This is a genomic window from Botrimarina colliarenosi, from assembly GCF_007859955.1.
Taxonomy (GTDB): domain Bacteria; phylum Planctomycetota; class Planctomycetia; order Pirellulales; family Lacipirellulaceae; genus Botrimarina; species Botrimarina colliarenosi.
Window position 1 is genome coordinate 1558046 of record NZ_SJPR01000001.1, and the last position, 17688, is coordinate 1575733.

16 protein-coding genes are annotated in these 17688 nt (G+C 66.8%); 11 read left to right on the forward strand and 5 right to left on the reverse strand.

What is annotated here, in order from left to right; translation table 11 throughout:
• Positions 1-81 precede the first annotated feature (81 nt).
• The 3 genes from rpmE (at position 82) to prmC (ending at position 2490) form a co-directional block, all read left to right on the forward strand.
• A complete protein-coding gene (gene rpmE / locus Pla108_RS06090) occupies positions 82-309 on the forward strand; it encodes a 50S ribosomal protein L31 (protein WP_146443978.1) in 228 nt (75 codons plus the stop codon).
• A 107-nt stretch (positions 310-416) separates the two neighbouring features.
• The gene (prfA, locus tag Pla108_RS06095) at positions 417-1490 is read left to right on the forward strand and encodes a peptide chain release factor 1 (RefSeq protein WP_146443979.1); all 1074 of its coding nucleotides are present in this window, start codon (positions 417-419) and stop codon (positions 1488-1490) included.
• Positions 1491-1614: 124 nt separating this feature from the next.
• Positions 1615-2490, forward strand: a complete 876-nt coding sequence (gene prmC, locus Pla108_RS06100; RefSeq protein WP_146443980.1) for a peptide chain release factor N(5)-glutamine methyltransferase — start codon at positions 1615-1617, stop codon at positions 2488-2490.
• Between the two features lie 98 nt (positions 2491-2588).
• On the opposite strand, the gene Pla108_RS06105 is transcribed toward prmC, so the two are convergent.
• The 4 genes from Pla108_RS06105 to Pla108_RS06120 all read right to left on the reverse strand — a co-directional run bounded on the left by Pla108_RS06105 (position 2589) and on the right by Pla108_RS06120 (position 7803).
• On the reverse strand, positions 2589-3335 hold the full coding sequence (locus tag Pla108_RS06105) for a 5-oxoprolinase subunit PxpA (protein ID WP_146443981.1): 747 nt from the start codon (positions 3333-3335) through the stop codon (positions 2589-2591).
• A gap of 83 nt (positions 3336-3418) precedes the next feature.
• Positions 3419-4981: a 5-oxoprolinase subunit PxpB gene (pxpB, locus tag Pla108_RS21505; protein WP_146443982.1), complete on the reverse strand. Its 1563-nt coding sequence runs from the start codon at positions 4979-4981 to the stop codon at positions 3419-3421.
• Entirely contained in the window at positions 4963-6123 is a 1161-nt protein-coding gene (locus Pla108_RS06115) for a sulfotransferase family protein (protein WP_146443983.1), read from the reverse strand. Before Pla108_RS06115 ends, pxpB begins: the two co-directional genes overlap by 19 nt.
• 138 nt (positions 6124-6261) lie before the next feature.
• The gene (locus tag Pla108_RS06120; protein WP_197526285.1) at positions 6262-7803 is read right to left on the reverse strand and encodes a hypothetical protein; all 1542 of its coding nucleotides are present in this window, start codon (positions 7801-7803) and stop codon (positions 6262-6264) included.
• 311 nt (positions 7804-8114) lie between these two features.
• Between Pla108_RS06120 and Pla108_RS06125 the strand changes: the two genes are divergently transcribed.
• From Pla108_RS06125 to Pla108_RS06160, 8 genes are all read left to right on the forward strand, one after another.
• Complete coding sequence (locus tag Pla108_RS06125) at positions 8115-8642, forward strand: RNA polymerase sigma factor (RefSeq protein ID WP_146443985.1); 528 nt, start codon at positions 8115-8117, stop codon at positions 8640-8642.
• Positions 8643-8821: 179 nt separating this feature from the next.
• A complete protein-coding gene (locus tag Pla108_RS06130; protein ID WP_146443986.1) occupies positions 8822-9076 on the forward strand; it encodes a hypothetical protein in 255 nt (84 codons plus the stop codon).
• A gap of 162 nt (positions 9077-9238) precedes the next feature.
• Complete coding sequence (locus tag Pla108_RS06135; protein ID WP_146443987.1) at positions 9239-12250, forward strand: hypothetical protein; 3012 nt, start codon at positions 9239-9241, stop codon at positions 12248-12250.
• Between the two features lie 6 nt (positions 12251-12256).
• On the forward strand, positions 12257-13291 hold the full coding sequence (locus tag Pla108_RS06140) for a hypothetical protein (protein WP_146443988.1): 1035 nt from the start codon (positions 12257-12259) through the stop codon (positions 13289-13291).
• Positions 13292-13410: 119 nt separating this feature from the next.
• Positions 13411-14193 (forward strand): MotA/TolQ/ExbB proton channel family protein, encoded by a 783-nt coding sequence (locus tag Pla108_RS06145; protein ID WP_146443989.1) that lies wholly within the window; start codon positions 13411-13413, stop codon positions 14191-14193.
• A gap of 138 nt (positions 14194-14331) precedes the next feature.
• Entirely contained in the window at positions 14332-14793 is a 462-nt protein-coding gene (locus Pla108_RS06150) for an ExbD/TolR family protein (protein WP_146443990.1), read from the forward strand.
• 154 nt (positions 14794-14947) lie between these two features.
• Positions 14948-15436, forward strand: a complete 489-nt coding sequence (locus Pla108_RS06155) for an ExbD/TolR family protein (RefSeq protein ID WP_146443991.1) — start codon at positions 14948-14950, stop codon at positions 15434-15436.
• A gap of 363 nt (positions 15437-15799) precedes the next feature.
• Positions 15800-16561, forward strand: coding sequence for a hypothetical protein (locus Pla108_RS06160; RefSeq protein ID WP_146443992.1), 762 nt, complete (start codon positions 15800-15802; stop codon positions 16559-16561).
• 71 nt (positions 16562-16632) lie between these two features.
• Here the strand turns inward: Pla108_RS06160 and xerD are convergent, their stop codons facing one another.
• Positions 16633-17577, reverse strand: coding sequence for a site-specific tyrosine recombinase XerD (gene xerD / locus Pla108_RS06165; RefSeq protein WP_146443993.1), 945 nt, complete (start codon positions 17575-17577; stop codon positions 16633-16635).
• Between the last annotated feature and the right edge of the window lie 111 nt (positions 17578-17688).

A 17688-nucleotide genomic window follows, 5' to 3' on the forward strand; every position in this document is an offset into this window, starting at 1 on the left:
GGACTCCCCGCCAACACCAAGGGCCCCGCGACCTCACCAAACGAGGACGCCACCCCGGGCCGAACCGAGAGGAACCCCGCCATGCAGGCCGACATCCACCCGAATTACCAAGAGACCAAGGTCACCTGCGGTTGTGGCAACACGTTCGAGACGCGGAGCACCCGCCCCGAACTCCGTGTTGACATCTGCAACGCCTGCCACCCGTTCTACACCGGCAAGCTGAAGTTCGTGGACACCGCGGGCCGCATCGACAAGTTCAAGAAGAAGTTCGCCGCCGCCGGCTACGCCAGCCTCGGCAAGAAGAAGTGAACATGAAGTTGGAAGTCGGAAGTTGGAAGTCGGAAGAGCGTTAGCGCGGCCGTCGGTTTGACGGCAAGCGTTACCTCCCACTTCGTACTTCCAACTTCCAACTTCCCATGCGTGACTTACTTGAGACCAAGCTTGCCCGTTTCGAGCAACTCGAACGCGACCTGGTCGATCCCGACGTGCTGGCCGACTCCAATCGGTTGGCGAACACGGCGCGGGAGCACGGCTCGCTGACGCGGCTGGTCGGCAAGTACCGGTCGTTCAAGGACCTGTGCCAGCAGATCGCCGAGGCCCGGGAGATGGCCGCGGGCGACGACGCCGAGATGAGCGAGCTGGCCGAGGCGGAACTCCCCGACCTCATCGAGCGCCGCGAAGCGCTGTGGGACGAGCTGCTGACGATGACGCTCGGCGGCGAGGACGCCAACCGCACCCGCTGCATGATGGAGATCCGGGCCGGCACCGGCGGCGACGAGGCGGCCCTCTTCGCCCGTGACCTGTTCGAGATGTACAAGCGCCACGCCGAGGTGAAGCGCTGGAAGGTCGAGATCATGGACGCCAGCCCGACCGAGTTGGGCGGCTTCAAAGAGATCGCGCTCGCCTTCGAAGGGGACGGCGTCTACCGCGAACTCCGCTACGAGTCGGGCGGCCACCGCGTCCAACGCGTCCCCGCGACCGAGACCCAGGGCCGCGTCCACACCTCCGCCGCGACGGTCGCCGTCATGGCCGAGCCGGAGGATGTCGAGGTCACGCTGACGCCCGAGGACTACCGGGTCGACAAGTTCTGCGCGTCGGGCCCCGGCGGGCAGCACGTCAACAAGACCGAATCCGCCATCCGGCTCACCCACTACGACACCGGCATCGTCGTTCAGTGCCAGGACGAAAAGTCCCAGCACAAGAACCTCGCCAAGGCGCTGCGGGTGCTCAAGTCGCGGATCTACGACCGACGCCAGCAAGAAGAGGCCGACGCCCGCGCCGCCGAGCGCAAGGGCCTCGTTGGCTCCGGCGACCGGAGCGAACGGATCCGCACCTACAACTACCCCCAGAACCGCTTCACCGATCACCGCGTCGGCCTGACGCTGTACAAGCTCGACCAGATCATGGCCGGCGACGTCCAGCTGGTGACCGACGCCCTGGTGGACCACGACCGCCAGAGCGTCCGCGACGCGATGGGAGGGTTGGATTGAATGCGGATTTCGGATTTCGGAATGCGGATTGAAGTAGGTCGACGGCTCCGCCATCGTTCCTTCCGCAATCCCCATTCCGCAATCCGCAATTGCCTACTAGCGGACTCTCAACTTCGAGACCGCCATGCCTGACGCTACGCCTTGGTCCGTTCTCCGTCTGCTGAATTGGACGACGGACTATCTGAAAGAGCACCACGCCGAGTCGCCGCGGCTCGACGCCGAGGTGCTGCTCGCCGAGGCGCTGGGCTGTAAGCGGATCGCGCTCTACACCCGCTTCGACGAAGTCCCCGCCGAAGCGACCCGCAACGCGTTCCGGGCGCTGGTGAAGAAGCGCGCCGACGGGGCGCCGGTCGCCTATCTGGTGGGGCGCAAAGAGTTCTACTCGCTGGAGATGCACGTCGAAGAAGGCGTCCTGATCCCGCGGCCCGACACCGAGCTGCTGGTCGTGACGGTGCTCGACCGCATCAAGGAGAAGGGAGGCGGCGACGTGATGATCGCCGACATCGGTACGGGAACCGGAGCGATCGCCGTGGCGATCGCCAACCAGGCGCCGTCGGCCAAGGTGGTCGCGATCGACATCAACCCGCAAGCGGTCGCCCTGGCGAAGAAGAACGCCGAACGGCACGGCGTCGCCGAACGCGTCGCGCCGATCGAGGGCGACCTGTTCGCGACCGTGAAGGCGTCGCGGCGGTTCGACTTCATCGTCAGCAACCCGCCCTACGTGACGACCAACGAGCTGATGAACCTCGACCCAACGGTCCGCGACCACGAGCCCCACCTGGCGCTCGATGGCGGCCCGGAAGGGACCGATATCATCGAACGGTTGCTTGCAGTCGCGCCGGAGCGATTGGCCGACGGCGGCGAGCTGCTGATTGAGATCAGCCCGATGATCGCCGACCGCGTCGAGCGGTTGGTGCGCGACGCCCCGGGGCTGGAGTTCCTCGCAACGCTCAAGGACCTCTCGCAACAGCCCCGCGTCACGCACGCAAGAAAGGCGTAACGAATCGACCCATCGCATTTTCGATCAAATGAGAGCCGCGTCGTCCCGACCGCGGCGGCGCCGGGTACCCGCTTCGGCCGCGGTCGGGACGACGCGGCTCACACGCTGAATGCTCGCAGCGTGATTCCCTCTGCTTCGAGCGCTGCTCGAACGGCCCGCGTCAGCTCCACCGCGTTCGCCCCGTCGCCGTGCAGACAAAGGCTGTCGCAACGGATTGCGATCTCCTTCCCGCTCATCGAAACAGCGACCCCGTCCCGCGCCAGCCGCCCCGCTTGAGCGACGACGGCTGATTCACTGGCTAGCATCGCGCCGGGGAGCGACCTTGGGGCGAGAGTCCCGTCGTCGAGATAAGCCCGATCGGCGAAGGCCTCGGCAAAGTAAGCGACATCGGCTCGGTCGGCGGCCTCTTGCAACGCGGTCCCGGCTTGGCCGAGCAGGGCGAGCGGCGTGTGGTAGTCGTGGACAAACGCCACCACCGCAGCGGCCAGGGCGGCGTCGCGTCCCGTTTGGTGGTAGAGCGCGCCGTGCAGTTTCACATAACGCACCTCGCCGCCGAGTCCCGCCGCGACGGAGTGTAAGCGATCAACTTGAGCGAACAGCAATCGCCGCAAAGCGTCCGGCGTGATCGCGATCTCCTGCCGGCCGAAGTGCTCACGATCTTCGTGGCCCGGATGAGCGCCGATGGCGACGCCGTGATCGATCGCCCATCGCACCGCCGCGGCCATCGTCAACGCATCGCCGGCATGGCCGCCGCAGGCGATGTTCGCGGAGGTCACCAGCGGGATCAGCTCGGCGTCATTCCCGGCGCCTTCGCCCACGTCGGCGTTGAGATCAATCGTTGGCATCGAAGGATTGAACCACAAAGGAACTAAGGAACGAAGGAGGTTGCAAACAAATCGCTTCCTTAGTTCCGTCGTTCCTTTGTGGTTCAAAGAATAAGCTGTTGGAGTTGGATGCCAACGGCGGCGATGGCGAGGTCACGTTCGGCTTGCTGTCGCAAGTGGATCGCCGCGTCGAGAGTGATTTCGACGAAGCGGACCGGGTCGCCCGGCGCCAGTTGTCCGAGCGCGGGCCAATCGGCCGAGGCGATGACCGCCATCACGGGATACCCGCCGAGCGTTTGCCGGTCGGCGCCCAGCACGATCGGTTGGCCGCCAGGCGGGACTTGGAGGGCGCCGTGGCAGACGGGTTGCGACGGGAGGTCGTCGGCTTGTTCGACTTGCAGCGCGGGCCCTTCAAGGCGGACGCCCATGCGGCTCGATTGCGGCGTGACGCGGTAGGTTTCGTTGAGCAACCGACGCCACGCCTCGACGCCAAACGCTTCGGCTTGCGGGCCGCGAAGAACACCCAGCGTGGCGACTCCCCCACCGAGAGCCCGCCGCCAACCGACGCCGACGAGGACCGCGTCGGTTGATCGGCACGTGGCGTTTGCGTCGAGTGAACCGAGCAGCGTGTCCGGCTCAAGCGGCTTGCCGATCGCGCCGCTGACGCCGCCGGGAAACGCGACGTAGGCCCGGGCGCCGCCGACCAGCCGCCGCAGGTCGAGCTTCTGGCCGGGTTGGAGTTGGACTTGGTGCGCAGTGGAAACGGCGCCGGCGACACCGAGCGTGACCGGTTCGATCGCTTCGAGCACGGGGCCGACCAGCGTTGCTTCGAGGACGGGCGTCTCCGGAGCGTTGCCGACGAGCCGATTCGCCAGCCGCAGCGACGCCGTGTCCATCGCCCCGCCAGGGCTGACGCCAAGGTGTTGTTGTCCAAAGCGGCCGAGGCCTTGCACGGTGGTCTGCACCCCAGGGCTGACGACGCGCAGTAATGGCCTGTCGATTTCCGGTTCAGGCTTGGTTACCGTCATTCGCTGCTCGCTGGCCAGACGGTAGAACTCGTCGCGATCGATTGGCACGAAACGGACCCGGTCGCCGTAACGCAGCAGCGAAGGCTCGTCGCGGCCCTCGTCGAACATCACCAGCGGCGTCTGGCCAATCAGATTCCACCCGCCGGGCGAAGCCTGTGGGTAGACCCCCGTGTAAGGCCCGCCAATCCCCACGGCGCCAGCCGGCAAGGCCGTGCGCGGCGTCGCCCGCCGCGGCGTCTGCAACTCGGTCGGCAACCCTTCGAGGTACCCGAACCCCGGCTGAAACCCCACCGCGCCGACAACATACTCCGCCCCCGCATGCCGACGCACAACCTCGTCGGCGCTCAGCCCGGCGTGCTTGGCGACCGCGTCAAGATCGGGCCCCAAGTCATCGCCGTAACAGACGGGCAACTCGATAAGCCGCGACGGCGAAGCCTCGCCATCGTTCGCTTGGTGGCGATTCAACCACTCGGTGACAGCGTCGCCCGCCGTAACGGTCGGGTCAAAGTGAACCGCCACGGCGCCAAAGGCGGGGACGACGTCGAGGATGCCGGCGGGCGCGGCGGCGGGGGCAACGTGAGCGGCTCGGCTTGATAGCAGAGCGGTGTCCCCCAGAGCGATCACCCTTCGTACCCCCATCGCTCGGCGTACGCCCCCCAACGCTCCGCGATCCGCTCCCGCACCTCGGCCGGCATCTCGAAGCGGTTCGTCTTGTAGTCCTTCTCCTCGGCCAGGTAGGCGTCGACGCCCGCTTCGGCGTTGTCGAACGAGCCGAGATCGAGCTGTTCGTAGACGGCGCGAAGGCTCGCCTTCGGGTCGGCGACGAGGTCCTCGTAGCTCATCTCGACCAGCCGTCCCTCGGGGATGAGCGAGCGGTCGCGGTCGTACGCCTCGTACATGCGGGTGAGGTTCGAGAAGACCTCTTCCTCGATCCAGTCGTACTCGGCTCGATAACCTTGCAGGCTCTGCACGTCGGAGAGCGACTTCCAGAGCCGGACCGTCGAGGGGAAGAGCTTCATCGGATCGCGGCTGATGTGGACGAACCGGGCGTCGGGGAAGTGTTCCAGAATCGTCTTGATCCGTGCCGTGTGCGGCGGTGACTTGAGGATGACGCGGCCGGGGCGCTTGAGGCTCAGCGTGCCGACGAACCGCCGCAGGGATTCGCCCCAGCGGCGCCGGTCGTCGGGCGAGACGTTGTCGAGCGTCAGCCATTCGCCGCAGACAGGTCCGTTTTGCGGAAACGCCCAGCTGCGGTAGGGCGTCGGCAGGCCGAGGCTGCAGAGGGCGAACTCGTCTTCTTGCGGGCGGTCCCAGCCGGTGGCGACGTTGTCCATCGGCCGCTTCTTCGGCAGCAGCCAACCGATCAGCGGCGTGATGTAACGCTCGCTGAGGAGAAAGTGATACGGCGCGAAGCACTCGAACGTCGTCGGATAGACGTGCCGGGGGTCACGGATGAGCAGCTCGTGCAGCAGCGTCGTGCCCGACCGCCAATGCCCGAGCACGAACAGCGGCGGCTGGCTCGGCTTTGCTAGCCGCAGGCGGCGGCCGTAGAGGAGGTCGGTCGCCAGCTTGCCCACGAGGTGGAAGAGCCCCACGCCGGTGATCGTGAGACAGGTCAGCGCGCCGCGGACCGACAGTCGGCAGCGGTTGCGCAGGACCATCGCCCAGAAGACGCCCGGCGTCATGCCGTGCCAGAACAGCGGCGTGAGCCAGCCGTAATGGTGCAGCGGGTCGGCGCCGTAGCCCTGTTTGTTTGGCTTGGTGGGTTCCGTATCGGGCATCGGTTGCGGGGCGTGCGTTGGCGAGGGGGGCGACGTAGCGAGTCTAGGTGGTGGTGGGGGGCGTGTCTGCGCTGCCACTCCCGGCGCTGGCGCTTAGGGCTCCCGCCCGCAGTTATGGTGGCCGCAAGCGATTGAGCCCTAAGCGCCAGCGCCGGGAGGGTCCGCTAGATCGTTCAGCCGGTCGAAGTCGTGCGCGGCCGCGTCGCCTGCGGAGCGGTAGCGGGCAAGCGTTGCTGATTCGTACGCCTTGTCTCGACGCGACAAACGCCACAGGGCGGCTGCGACCGCTACGAGGGCGACCGTCGCGGCAAGCCCGATGGCCGTGCCTGGCCGTATCGTGGCGGCGTCGGGCAGGGCGAGGGGGATCGGCGCCCGACCCACCAAGAGCGGCGCGAACTGGCGACGGTCGTTCCCACGCTCGGTGCGCGTCCGGCTGCGGTAAGCCCACTGCTTGAAGAAGAAACCGGCGAGCCGCGCCGGTTGACGGATGGCGTCGCCGACCGGGAACCCGGCGGGAAGTTCGCGCACGACGAAGACGATCGGCAGGTTCTGCGAGTCTTCGGTGAACGCTTCGAGTTCGAAATAGTGATCGATTCCCCGTCGGGCGGCCGCGTCGCTTGCGCTGGCGTCAACCCGTACGGCGCGACGCACGATAGCGTCGAAGACCACGAGCTCGCCCCGTTCAGCGGCGCCTTCACCGAAGAGCGGCGTCACCGAGTAGCGGCGCTGGGCCTGCTCGGTTTCGAGCGAACGGATCACCCAGCGGTCGCGGACCGTGTCGCCCGCGGCGCGTCGATGGCGGGCGACATAGTCATCCAGCCCGGTGCGCGCCAGTCGGGCGAGTTGTGACGCCGGTGTCGCCTCGACCGCTCCGAGCAGCGCATAGAACGCCTCCGACTCTTCGGAGCGGAGTCGCTGCTGATCGACCACCTTCGCAAAGAGCTCGACGTCGAATCCCAACTCGGCGAGCAAGGCCGCGCCCATCGAGCCGGCGGCGGGGGCGCCGAAAGCAACCTCATCGGTGGGCGGCGTGGCGGCGTTCGGTTTAACTGCGTCTGGCTCGACGGCCGGCATCGTCAGGGTTGTTTCTAATCGACGTGCGACGATCACCGGTGTCGAGCCCACGCCTTCGGCCCAGCGGTACGACAGTTTCTTGTAGAAGACGCCGACGGCCGATGCGTCGTACGGCTCGGTGGCGTCGGCCGGTTCTTCGAGCGTGTAGACGGTGATCGGCCACACCTCGCCGCCGACGGGCTCGAGCGTGACACGCCACAGCTCGGTAACGCCGAGATCGTTCGCCGCGGGTTCAACCGCCTCAACACGCAGCGCCCTGCCGGCGACGGTGACAACGCGACCCCGGTAGGCGTCGGGCTGGCTGGTTAGCGCCGCGTAGCCGACGAGTCCCGCCGACTGCGACGCCAGCTCCGCCGCTTCGTGCTCGGCGACGGCGGCCAGCGATGCGAACCAAGCCGGCTGCTCGTCCGATCGGAAGGGGGCGTTGTCACGCACCTCCGAGAAGGTCTCGGCCGTGACGAGCGGCGGGGCTTCTGAGGCCGCTGCGGGGAGAGCCGTCGCGGCCGGTTCGCCGAGGGCCCGGCCGATCGCCCGGTGGGTTTCGGGTTGCTCGAGGCGGCTCATCAGGCCGATGACTAAGACGAGCCCGGCCAGCATTGCGGCCAACCGAAGGCTCGGCCCGCGTCTGCCGAGGTCGGCGGACCGGCCGGGCGGACGGCGTGTTGGAGGGCTTGGAAACCGCACGATTCGCCGGCGAAACCGTTTTCTTTGGGGATTGGGGGCGTCCGTAATAGAATACACCACAACGACTTAGGAGTCCCAAAGCGGGCGCCGCGGCGGTATCGGGGCCGATTTGCGGCCGGCGGTGTTACGCGGCAGGCAATAGCGGACGGCTCCGATCGCGAAATCTTCACAAGACAACCCCGCCGAGGCTGGGCGCACCTCTCCCGGCGGTCATATCACCCCTCAGAGCGCGGATGGCTCTCAACCGAACCGACTTCCAGTCGCTCGTCGATGAGCACGGGCCGGCCCTTTATCGGCTGGCGTACCGGCTGAATGGCGATGCGCACGACGCCGAGGAGATCGTCCAAGAGACCTTCCGCAGCGCCTGGTCAAGCCGCGACCGCTTCGACAGCACGCGCGGCGAACGGGCGTGGCTGGCGTCGATCCTCCGCCGGCGTTCGGCGGACCGTTGGCGCCAGGTGGGTCGAACGCTGCCGGCGACCTCGGGCGACCACGTCCTCGACTACTCCGTCGAAGACGACGACCCGCTCGAGCAAGGCTACACCGACAAGATGCAGGCGGCCCTCGGCAGGCTGCCCGACGAGATGCGCGAAGCGCTGCTGATGGTGATCGTCGGCGAGCTGACCCACCAGGAGACAGCCGACGCCTTGGGGGCGCCGCTGGGCACGATCCTGTCGCGCGTCAGCCGCGGGCGGCAGCGTCTGCGAGACGAGTTGTTGAAGATCGAACGGGGCGAGGGAAACGCGGCGTTATCCCACTAGGGTGGCGGCGATTTCTTGAGAAGCCTCGATAACCGAAAGCCAACTGAACGAATCTACCTGCGACGGGGGCACGAGCCCCCTCTGACAAACACCCAAGACTTGCATCCCGTGACGGCGGAACCTTCCGCCCACCTGCCGTCGGAGACGGCGCCAATCCTTTCCGAGACCCCGAGCCTGTCATGGCCTTTGACCCGCTTTATTCGTCCAGCCCGTCCGACAGCGGGCTGCTCGACGGCGTCGATCTTCCGGCTTACCTGGGGGGGAAGGCGCCGTCGCGACGCGACGCGACGCCAACCAACATCCCGAGCCGGGACGACTACGTCGCGCCAACCGCCGGGCCGGTCGACGCCGACTCGCCGGAGGACTCGCTGCGCGACGTGCCGCTCCCCGACGGGTTCATGGCGCGGCTGCGTGGATTGGTGAACGATCTCTGATCGACGCTGACATCGACGCTGACGAGGGGCCGCCTGCTGGGATGGTGAGTTGGGCGGCCTGTATCGCTTGGGCAGGCGCCACCACCGCGATCCGATCGGTCTCGCTGCAATGACGGCCGCAAGACGGTGGCCGGAGGTTTCCCCGGCGTGCACAATAGAGGCGTGATTCTCTCGTCGCCCCGCACCGCCGAACCGCTTCGCTGCTCTGCGGGCGCCCTCGTCTTCACGGATCCCCTGTCCGCCTTAGCGGGACCGCTGTTCGCCTGCCTATTGATGCTTTTCGCCGCGGCGCCAGTTAGGGCCGCCGACACCGCTACTCAGTTCGTCGAGCAACTCCGCGCCGAGGGGCACGCCGACTTGGTCCTGGAGTACCTCGAGCGCGCCCAAGACGACCCGCTCGTTTCCGACGCGTTCAAACAGACGATTCCGTACCAGCGGCTAGCGACCCGGCTCGAGTCGGCGCAGCTGATCAAGGACCCTGCCGCACGCTCCGCGGCGCTTGAGGAGATCGAGCCCGAACTCCGGCAGATGGCGGCCGGCAGCGAGGAGGCGAGGCGATTGCAAACGGATGTCGCTGACCGACTCGCCACCGCCGCCGCCGACAGCGCTCGACGGTCCGCCTTGTCCGCGGAACGCAACCCCGTCGCAAGTGAACGGGCAGCGGCGCGGAAGACAGCGCGGAGTGAAATCGATGCGGCCCGCGACCAGCTCTCCAAAGCCGAATCGCTGATTGTCGCCGAGCGTGAAACCCTCAAAGGGAATCAAGCCGCCAGCCCCGAGGGGCGCCGGCAAGCCGACCTCGGCGCCCGCCTCGGCTTGGTCCGTTTGCTCAACGCCCGCCTGCTCCATGAGAAAGCACAGACTTACCCCGACAACGCAGCGGATCGCAAGCGGCTCAATACCGAAGCGGCTCAGCAACTCGGCGCGCTCTACGATAAGTACTCGAAGTGGGTCATCGGACTCTACGCCCACCTGTACGAAGGGCGTTGCTACCGGCTGATCGGCAACCATCAGCTGGCGGCCGCAGCGCTCGAGGACCTAACCGCCCAGCCGGCGTCGACCCCCGAGCTCCGTCGCATCGTGACGCTCGCCCACGCCGAGCTTTCGGCACTGGCCCTGGACAAGGGCGATCTCGACGAGGCGTTAACAAAGCCGTCAGAGTGGCTCGACGACCTATCGGCGGACGAGCAGGCGGGCCCCGAGGCGGCCACGCTCCGCTACCGGCTCGGCGTCGCGGCGCTAGCGAAGGCGGAGACGATCGACGGCGCGGCGCAACGCAAACTCCTCCGCGACGCGCGGGAGTGGCTCGGCGAGTCGGCGCGAACGCCGAGCGATGTCCAGGCCGACGCCCGGGACCGCTGGGCAGAGGTGACCGCCTCGCTCGGGATCGAAACGGCGGCGCCGAAGACCTTCGAAGAGGCGGTCGCCGCCGGGGCCGAAGCGATCCAGTCGATGCTGGCGTTCGACGTGGCCATGAAGGGCGCCGCCGCCGACGAGGCCGAGCGCCTCGCCTCGCAACGCCGCAGCAGTTACGCCGCCGCCTACGCAGCGCTTGAAGCGGCGGTGAAATTCGCCGACGACAAGACCGACCCCGCCGAGGCGGCCCGCGCCCGGTACCAATTGGCTTGGCTCGACTGGGACGGCGGCGACGCCGCCAAAGCCGCGACCCGCGCCGAGTATGTCGCCCGCCGCGACGCCGACACCGAGTCGGGCGAGCAAGCGGCGCGGCTGGCGCTCGCCGCTTTCGAGAAACTGCAGCGCAACGGCGATGCGACCGCCGCCGACCGGCTAGCGAAGCTCGCCGACTTTATCCTCCAGCAGTGGCCGGGCGAAGAAGTCGCCGAGGCGGCCTCAACTGTCCTGGTCAGCAGCGCCCTGCGATCCGGCGATCTGGCGCAAGCCGAGAAAGTTCTCGCCGCGGTCCCGGAGAGTCAGCGGCCCGAGCTGGCGCTCCGCCTGGCCGTCGCCCGCTGGGAGCAGGGCAAGTCGGACCCCGCATTGGCCCCCACCGCTTTAAAAGCGATGCAGGCGGCGTTCGAGAAAGCTGCCGCCGACGGAGACGCCTCGCCGCTGGCCGTCACCGCGGCGCTCTATTTGGCGGACGAAGCGATCACGACTGGTGACGCGAAGCGCGGCGAGAAGTTGCTCAACGACGCTCGCTACGGCCCGATGACGCGGCTCGAAGCGGGCGAGGCGCCGGCCGACACCCCGGTGTTTGCGGTCGCCGTGCTCAAGGCCGCGATCCGCAGCGCCGCCCTCACCAACGGCAAGACGCCGGCGCTGATCGAGCAGTTGGCGAATCTCCTTGACGAGTCGCCCGCGGAGCAGACCGGTGGCGAGCGCGCTTGGCTTGGGCTTGCGGTGGCGTTGCTCGCAGATCTCGACAGCGCCAACTCTGCCGACTCTGCGCAAGCGACGCCCGTGGCCGCCGCGCTCGATGCGACGCTCGACCAACTCGACGGCGTCCAGGAGTCGGGTGACTGGAACACCCGGCTCTGGATCGCCCAAGCCCGGCTTCGTGTCGGCGAGGTGCTTGGCGACACCTCAGCGGGTCGAGAAAGCCTCGCCGCCGGCCGTGCTGCGTTTGCGGGGTTGATCGCTGAAGCGGAACGGCGTGCCGATTTCGCGCCGTCGCCAACGGCGGTGCTCGCCGCCCGGCTGAAGCTGGCGGAGTGCCAGCGTGAGTTGGGTGAGTTCGCCGAAGCGGTCGAGACGCTCACCGACTTGCTCGATGGCGGCCCGGTGCTGCTCGACGTGCAACGCGTCGCCGCCGAAACGCTCCAGGCGTGGGGGGCGTCGTCTAAGGACACCGCTCGGCTCGAAGAGGCGATCGCCGGCGCTAGGCCCGGCTCGGACGGCAAGAACCTTATCTGGGGCTGGAGCAAGCTGGCCGCGGTCGCCGGCCGCTTTGCCGGCAGCGACCCCGGCCGCCGTCAGCTTTACCTCGACGCCTGGCGGCATGTCGCCGAGTCGCGTTACGAGTCGGCGATGCTCTCTAGCGGCGCCACCCGCACCGAACAACTCCGCAAAGCGGCGAGCACGATCGTCGCGGTGCAGCGGAAGAACCCCGAACTTGGCAGCGCCGAGAGCAAACGGGCGTACGACGAGTTGCTGCGGCGGATCCAACGCGCCTCGGGGCAGCCGGCCGACGGTCTCACGAAGGCGGGGGCCTAAACCACGATGAAACCGGTTCATTGGATCCTATCGCTGGTCATTCTGGTGGCGCCCGCCACGACGGCCAGCGCCGTCGACCGGGTGCGGCTTGTCGAAGGGGGCTCGGCGTCGGGGACGATTCAGAAGATCACCCGCGACGCCGTCACGATTGAAACAATCGATCGCACGATCGAAGTTCCCGTGATCCAGATCCGGGCGGTGCTGTTCGACGACGAGCCGTCGCAGTTGGGGCAGGCCCGCATCAATACCGAGAATGGCGGTTACGAAACGGCGCTCGAGAAACTCAACCAGGCGGGCGACGATCGGTCGGCCGCGAAGGGGATTCAGCAAGACTTGGCTTACTACCGCGCCTACTGCGCGGCGCGGTTGGCGATGGGGGGGGAGGGCGAAGCGACGCAGGCGGGGCGGGCGCTCACCGAGTTCGTTCGTGAGAACCCCGACAGCTACCACTACTACGCCGCGGTCGAAGCCCTCGGCGATTTGTTGGTGTCGATCGGTCGCGAAGAGCAGGCCGAGCGGACCTACGCCCAGATCGCCAAGGCGCCGAGCCTCGGACTCAAGGCGCGGTCCGCCTTGCTGATCGGCCGTTCGCTCCAGAGTCGTGGCGAGCACGAGGACGCGTTGCGACGGTTCGACGCGCTGCTGGCGGCCAAGGCGAATGAACCGGGGATCGCGATCATTCAGCAGGCCGCCCAGCTCGCCAAGGCGGAGAGTCTCGCCGCGACGGGCGACCTCGAGGGCGGTCTCAAGTTGACGCGGGACGCTATCCGGGCTGCCTCCGCGCAAGAAACCGCCGCACTCGCCGCGGGCTACAACACCCTCGGGCGGTGCTATGAGGAGGCCGACCGATCGAAAGACGCCCTGTTCGCCTATCTGCACACCGACCTGCTCTTCAACAGCGACCCAGCGACCCACGCCGAGGCGCTCGCCCATTTGGCCAAGTTATGGCGGTCGGTCGGCAAGCCCGACGAGGCGTCGGACGCCGCCAAGCGGCTGCGCCGGCAGTACGCCGCCTCGCCCCAAGCCCGCGAAGTCCGATGAGTCACGAAGGTGCGAAGCACGAGCCCAACTAGACACAAGCCTACTCGGCGGCGTCCAATGCCCGCATCGCAAGACGCGGCGCGAACCGAAACCCTCTCGACGGAAGACGCGGAGAAACGATGCCACGACGCACGTTAATGCTCGGAACCTTGGTGCTCGCCCTTTTTGTGACGCTCTTCGCGTCGCCACCACGGGCGTACGCCCAAGAGGAAGACGCGCCCGCCGCGGCCGAGGCGGCGCCGGCCGACGCGCCAGCGGCGGCGACGGTCCAGCGGAAGAGTTACCTCGGCTGGGCCTTCGAGTCGCTCGGCCTGGGTTACAGCCTGATCTTCCTGGCGATGTCGTTCACGCTCGTGTCGCTGCTGGTGATGAACCTGCTGAAAGCGACCCGCTCGAGCATCGCCCCGCCCGACCTAATCGAGGCGTTCGAAGCGCACCTCGACGCCAAACAGTTCAGCGAGGCCTACGAGCTGGCGAATTCCGACGAGTCGTTCCTCGGCAAGGTCCTCGCCGCGGGGCTCGGCAAGCTCTCGGGCGGCGGCGACTATCCGCACGCTATCGAGGCGATGCAAGAAGTCGGTGAAGAAGAGAACATGAAGCTCGACCACCGGCTCAGCTACATGGCGTTGATCGGCACCATCAGCCCAATGGTCGGCCTGCTCGGGACGGTGCAGGGCATGATCGCGTCGTTCAACGTGATCGCCACGTCGCCCACGACGCCCAAGCCGAGCGAGCTCGCCCAGGGCATCTCGACCGCTTTGTTCACGACGCTCATCGGTCTGGCGATCGCGATCCCCGCCATCGCGGCGTACAACCTGCTGCGTAACCGTGTGGCGCGGTTGGTGTTGGAAGTGGGCATCCTCAGCGAGGGGTTGATGAGTCGGTTCCAGAAGTCGAGTTAGACGTGGCGCGACTCCCGGCGCTGGCGCTTAGGGCTCCCAGTCATTGGATTGGTGAACGATGTGTCGGGAGCCCTAAGCGCCAGCGCCGGGAGTAACCCCGCCAAACACCTCCACAAATCCTCCACGCTGCCGTCCGCGATGCGACTCACCAAAGCCAAACGCCACGAGATCACCGAGGGGGATATGACCCCGATGATCGACATGACGTTTCAGCTGATCGCGTTCTTCATGGTGTTGATCAACTTCTCCGACGTCGAGCAGGACCAACGCGTCAACCTGCCGGCGAGCGAACTGGCTAAACCGCCCGACACGGCGTACGACGAGCCGCTGACCGTGCAGATGACGGCCGACGAGACGATCCTGTTCGGCGGCGACGAGATCGACATCGACCAGCTCCGCGGGCGCTTGCGTACGGAGGCGACGCTGCTGCGAGCCTACAAGGACAACCGCCTCAAGGACGCAACGGTCGTGATCCGCGCCGACCTCCGCAGCCGTACGGGCAGGGTCCAAGAGATCATCGAAGCGTGCCAAGAAGCGGGCTTCGACACGTTCGCGCTGCGAGGAAGACAGAGCGACGTGCCGACGCTGACGAGTGAATAGAAGCCGTTCCCATGCGAGACAGCGAGCCATCGTAGCGATTGCCAGGACCGAAAGACCCTCCCCTTATCTCCCCACGAAGTGGTGGGCTGATAAGCCGCGGTATTGAACTCCCCGCCGGTTGCTGACGCTCCCGACTCGCCATCCCCCCCTCTCCATGAAGATCCGCCACACCGACCACCGAGATCGCATCGACGTCCCGATGACGCCGATGATCGACATCGTGTTTCAGCTGCTGGTGTTCTTCATCATGTCGTTCAAGATCGTGCTCCCCGAGGGGGACTTCAACATCCGCATGCCGCTGCCGGCGAACGACGCCCCCGCGGCGCCGAGCGAGTTGCCGGTCTTCAACCTGCGGATGACGGCGGGCGAGGGGGGCGGGCTAGAGCAGCTCTCGATGGACAGCCGCGTCTTCGAGGGAGAGGACCGCTTCGCGAAGCTCCACAGCTACATCCGCGGCCTGATCGACGACAGCGGCGGCCCCGGCACCGCCGAGGACCAGGAGGTCGAGATCAACGCCGACTACGACCTGCACTACGACTACGTGATGCGGGCGATCACCGCCCTCAGCGGGTATCTCGAGAACGGCCAGCGGCACCAGCTGATCGAAAAGATCCGGCTGACCCCGCCGACAGAGTCGGAGTAACGGCAGTATCGATCTAGCTATTCCCAAGTTATAGCGAGCCGGAGAGCGTCAGCTCCCGGAGGACCCCGGTACCCGCGTACTCCGGGGGCCGACGCTGCTGATCTCGTGATTAGCTTGACTCGGTTGGCAATCCGGCTAAGCTGCGGCTAGCCGCTTTCGACAATCCCTCCACGCCGGCACGCTACTGAACCCCACAACCGACCCGACCCGTTCGCCACCTTCGGCGAAGTGTCGTGTCGCTTGTGGGGTTCTTCTTTTCTCTCCACTCCTTGGCAAGATCTTCAAATGACATCCTACCTTCACACCGCTTTGTCGCTCTCGCTGCTAGCGACTTGCTTCACGGCCAATGTCAGCGCGTCGGTCGTGATCGTGATCAACAACCCGGCTCCAGGGACATTCGAAACGGCGGAAGGTAAGTGGACCCTTGTCGAGGACCCGCCCCACGATGGACTCGGCGCAGTTGCAATAGCCGGTTCCACCGCCATGCTCGGTGCCGACGGCGCCGTCCCCAGCGCTGCCGACATTGGATACGCCAGCGTCAACGGGCAGGACGCCATGAGTTCAACCGGTGGCTTCTACTTCGATCCCAATTTTGACTTCTCTGTCGCAATTGATTTTGTCTTCTCCGCCAATTCATCGTTGGGAGCGGGGGGGATCGGCTTTGGGATCGGAGAAGATATCAATGGATCGAACTCGGCTGGCGTCGGTTTAGGATTCGTGAATGGCTCGCCCCTTCTGTTCGCGACCGCGGGACGTGTTGGCGATGTAAATCAGCCTCTTGAGTCGATCACAAGTGGATTCGGCATTGGCCGCCTGTTCGTCGAGTACGACAGCGCGTCGGGCGACGTGATCGTCGGCGTCAACGCCACGCAGGGGACACCCGCCCCGTCGGTTTTCAAGACAATTGCCGGCATTCAGGATCTGTGGGATGACGAGCCGCTGCTCGTGTCGTTCTTTCTGCGTAGCCAAGCAGCGAGCCCCTTTCCCTCGCTCACAAGCGGTTCTGTTCAGTCTGCCTTCAGCAACTTCGAAGTGCTGAACGGCACGCCAATTAGCGTCCCCGAGCCGAATGCGGCATTGCTGGCTGGCGCTGCCTTTATGTGTTGCCTAAGCCGTCGGCGGTAGCCGACGGACGTGAGGCGATAAGCGTCCGCCGGCTGCAGCCGGCGGCTTGGGGGCCGCTTGGTGACGCGGCGTCACGCCCGCGGGTGGAACGCGGCGTGGACTTTCTTCAGCTTCGACGCATCGACGTGCGTGTAGAGCTGGGTCGTTGCAATGCTGGCGTGCCCCAGCAGTTCCTGCACGTGGCGGATGTCGGCGCCGCCCGCCAGCAGGTGCGTCGCGAAGCTGTGCCGCAGCGAGTGCGGGCTGATCTTCGCCGAGACGCCCGCCATCGCGGCCGACTTCTTGAGCAGTTCCCAGATCCGTTCGCGGCTCAGTCGGTCGCCCCGCGACGAGAGGAGCAGGTACTCCGACTCCGGATCGCGTCGCTTGGCCAGCTTGGGCCGCTCCTTCTCTAGATACGAGGCGAGCATCCTTTGGGCGCTGACGCCCATCGGGACCATCCGCTCTTTGTCCCCCTTGCCGTGGCAGAGGCAGTAACGCTCTTCGAGCCGGACGCTGCGGAGCCGCAGGTTCGAGACTTCCGACACCCGCGCGCCGGTCGCGTAGAGCAACTCGAGGATCGCCCGGTCGCGGCGCCAGAGCGGCTCGCCCACCACGGGAGCGGTGAGCAGCCGATCGACCTCCACGGGGCTGAGCACCTTGGGGACGCGGCGCCAGAGCTTTTGCGAGGCGACCAGCGCCGCTTGGTTGTCGTTGAGCGCCCCTTCCAGCAGCAGGTAGCGGAAGAACGACTTGAGCGACACCACGTGGCGGGCGACGCTCGTCGGCGCGAGGCCTTGGTCGCTGAGCCACGCCGGGTAGTCGGCCAGGTCGCTCGCCGTGAGGTTCGCCAGCCGCCGACCGGCGAGCCACTCGAAGAACCGCCGCAGGTCCCGCCGGTAGGCCGCGACGGTGTTGGCCGACATCTGCCGCTCGCTCGCTAGGTAGCGCTCGAACGCCTCGCGCCAGCGCGTGGCGTCGCTCGCCGCGGCGGCGCGTTTCGTCTTGACGAGTTTTTTGAGGTCCTTGCGCGGCATGCAACGCCTGAAGGCGGAATGACAGAGGGGGCCTAACGACTGCTTTCGTCATTCTCACTCGATCGGGGCCAGCGGGGCGGGAAACGATTGGCTGACAGCGCCCTTTAGCCG

Excerpts from the sequence above, each read along its gene's own strand:
- pxpB (WP_146443982.1), bottom strand. The coding sequence starts at position 4,981 with ATGGGGGTACGAAGGGTGATCGCTCTGGGGGACACCGCTCTGCTATCA.
- Pla108_RS06105 (WP_146443981.1), bottom strand. The coding sequence starts at position 3,335 with ATGCCAACGATTGATCTCAACGCCGACGTGGGCGAAGGCGCCGGGAAT.
- prfA (WP_146443979.1), top strand. The coding sequence starts at position 417 with ATGCGTGACTTACTTGAGACCAAGCTTGCCCGTTTCGAGCAACTCGAA.
- xerD (WP_146443993.1), bottom strand. The coding sequence starts at position 17,577 with ATGCCGCGCAAGGACCTCAAAAAACTCGTCAAGACGAAACGCGCCGCC.
- Pla108_RS06150 (WP_146443990.1), top strand. The coding sequence starts at position 14,332 with ATGCGACTCACCAAAGCCAAACGCCACGAGATCACCGAGGGGGATATG.
- Pla108_RS06125 (WP_146443985.1), top strand. The coding sequence starts at position 8,115 with ATGGCTCTCAACCGAACCGACTTCCAGTCGCTCGTCGATGAGCACGGG.
- prmC (WP_146443980.1), top strand. The coding sequence starts at position 1,615 with ATGCCTGACGCTACGCCTTGGTCCGTTCTCCGTCTGCTGAATTGGACG.
- rpmE (WP_146443978.1), top strand. The coding sequence starts at position 82 with ATGCAGGCCGACATCCACCCGAATTACCAAGAGACCAAGGTCACCTGC.
- Pla108_RS06130 (WP_146443986.1), top strand. The coding sequence starts at position 8,822 with ATGGCCTTTGACCCGCTTTATTCGTCCAGCCCGTCCGACAGCGGGCTG.
- Pla108_RS06155 (WP_146443991.1), top strand. The coding sequence starts at position 14,948 with ATGAAGATCCGCCACACCGACCACCGAGATCGCATCGACGTCCCGATG.
- Pla108_RS06140 (WP_146443988.1), top strand. The coding sequence starts at position 12,257 with ATGAAACCGGTTCATTGGATCCTATCGCTGGTCATTCTGGTGGCGCCC.
- Pla108_RS06115 (WP_146443983.1), bottom strand. The coding sequence starts at position 6,123 with ATGCCCGATACGGAACCCACCAAGCCAAACAAACAGGGCTACGGCGCC.
- Pla108_RS06145 (WP_146443989.1), top strand. The coding sequence starts at position 13,411 with ATGCCACGACGCACGTTAATGCTCGGAACCTTGGTGCTCGCCCTTTTT.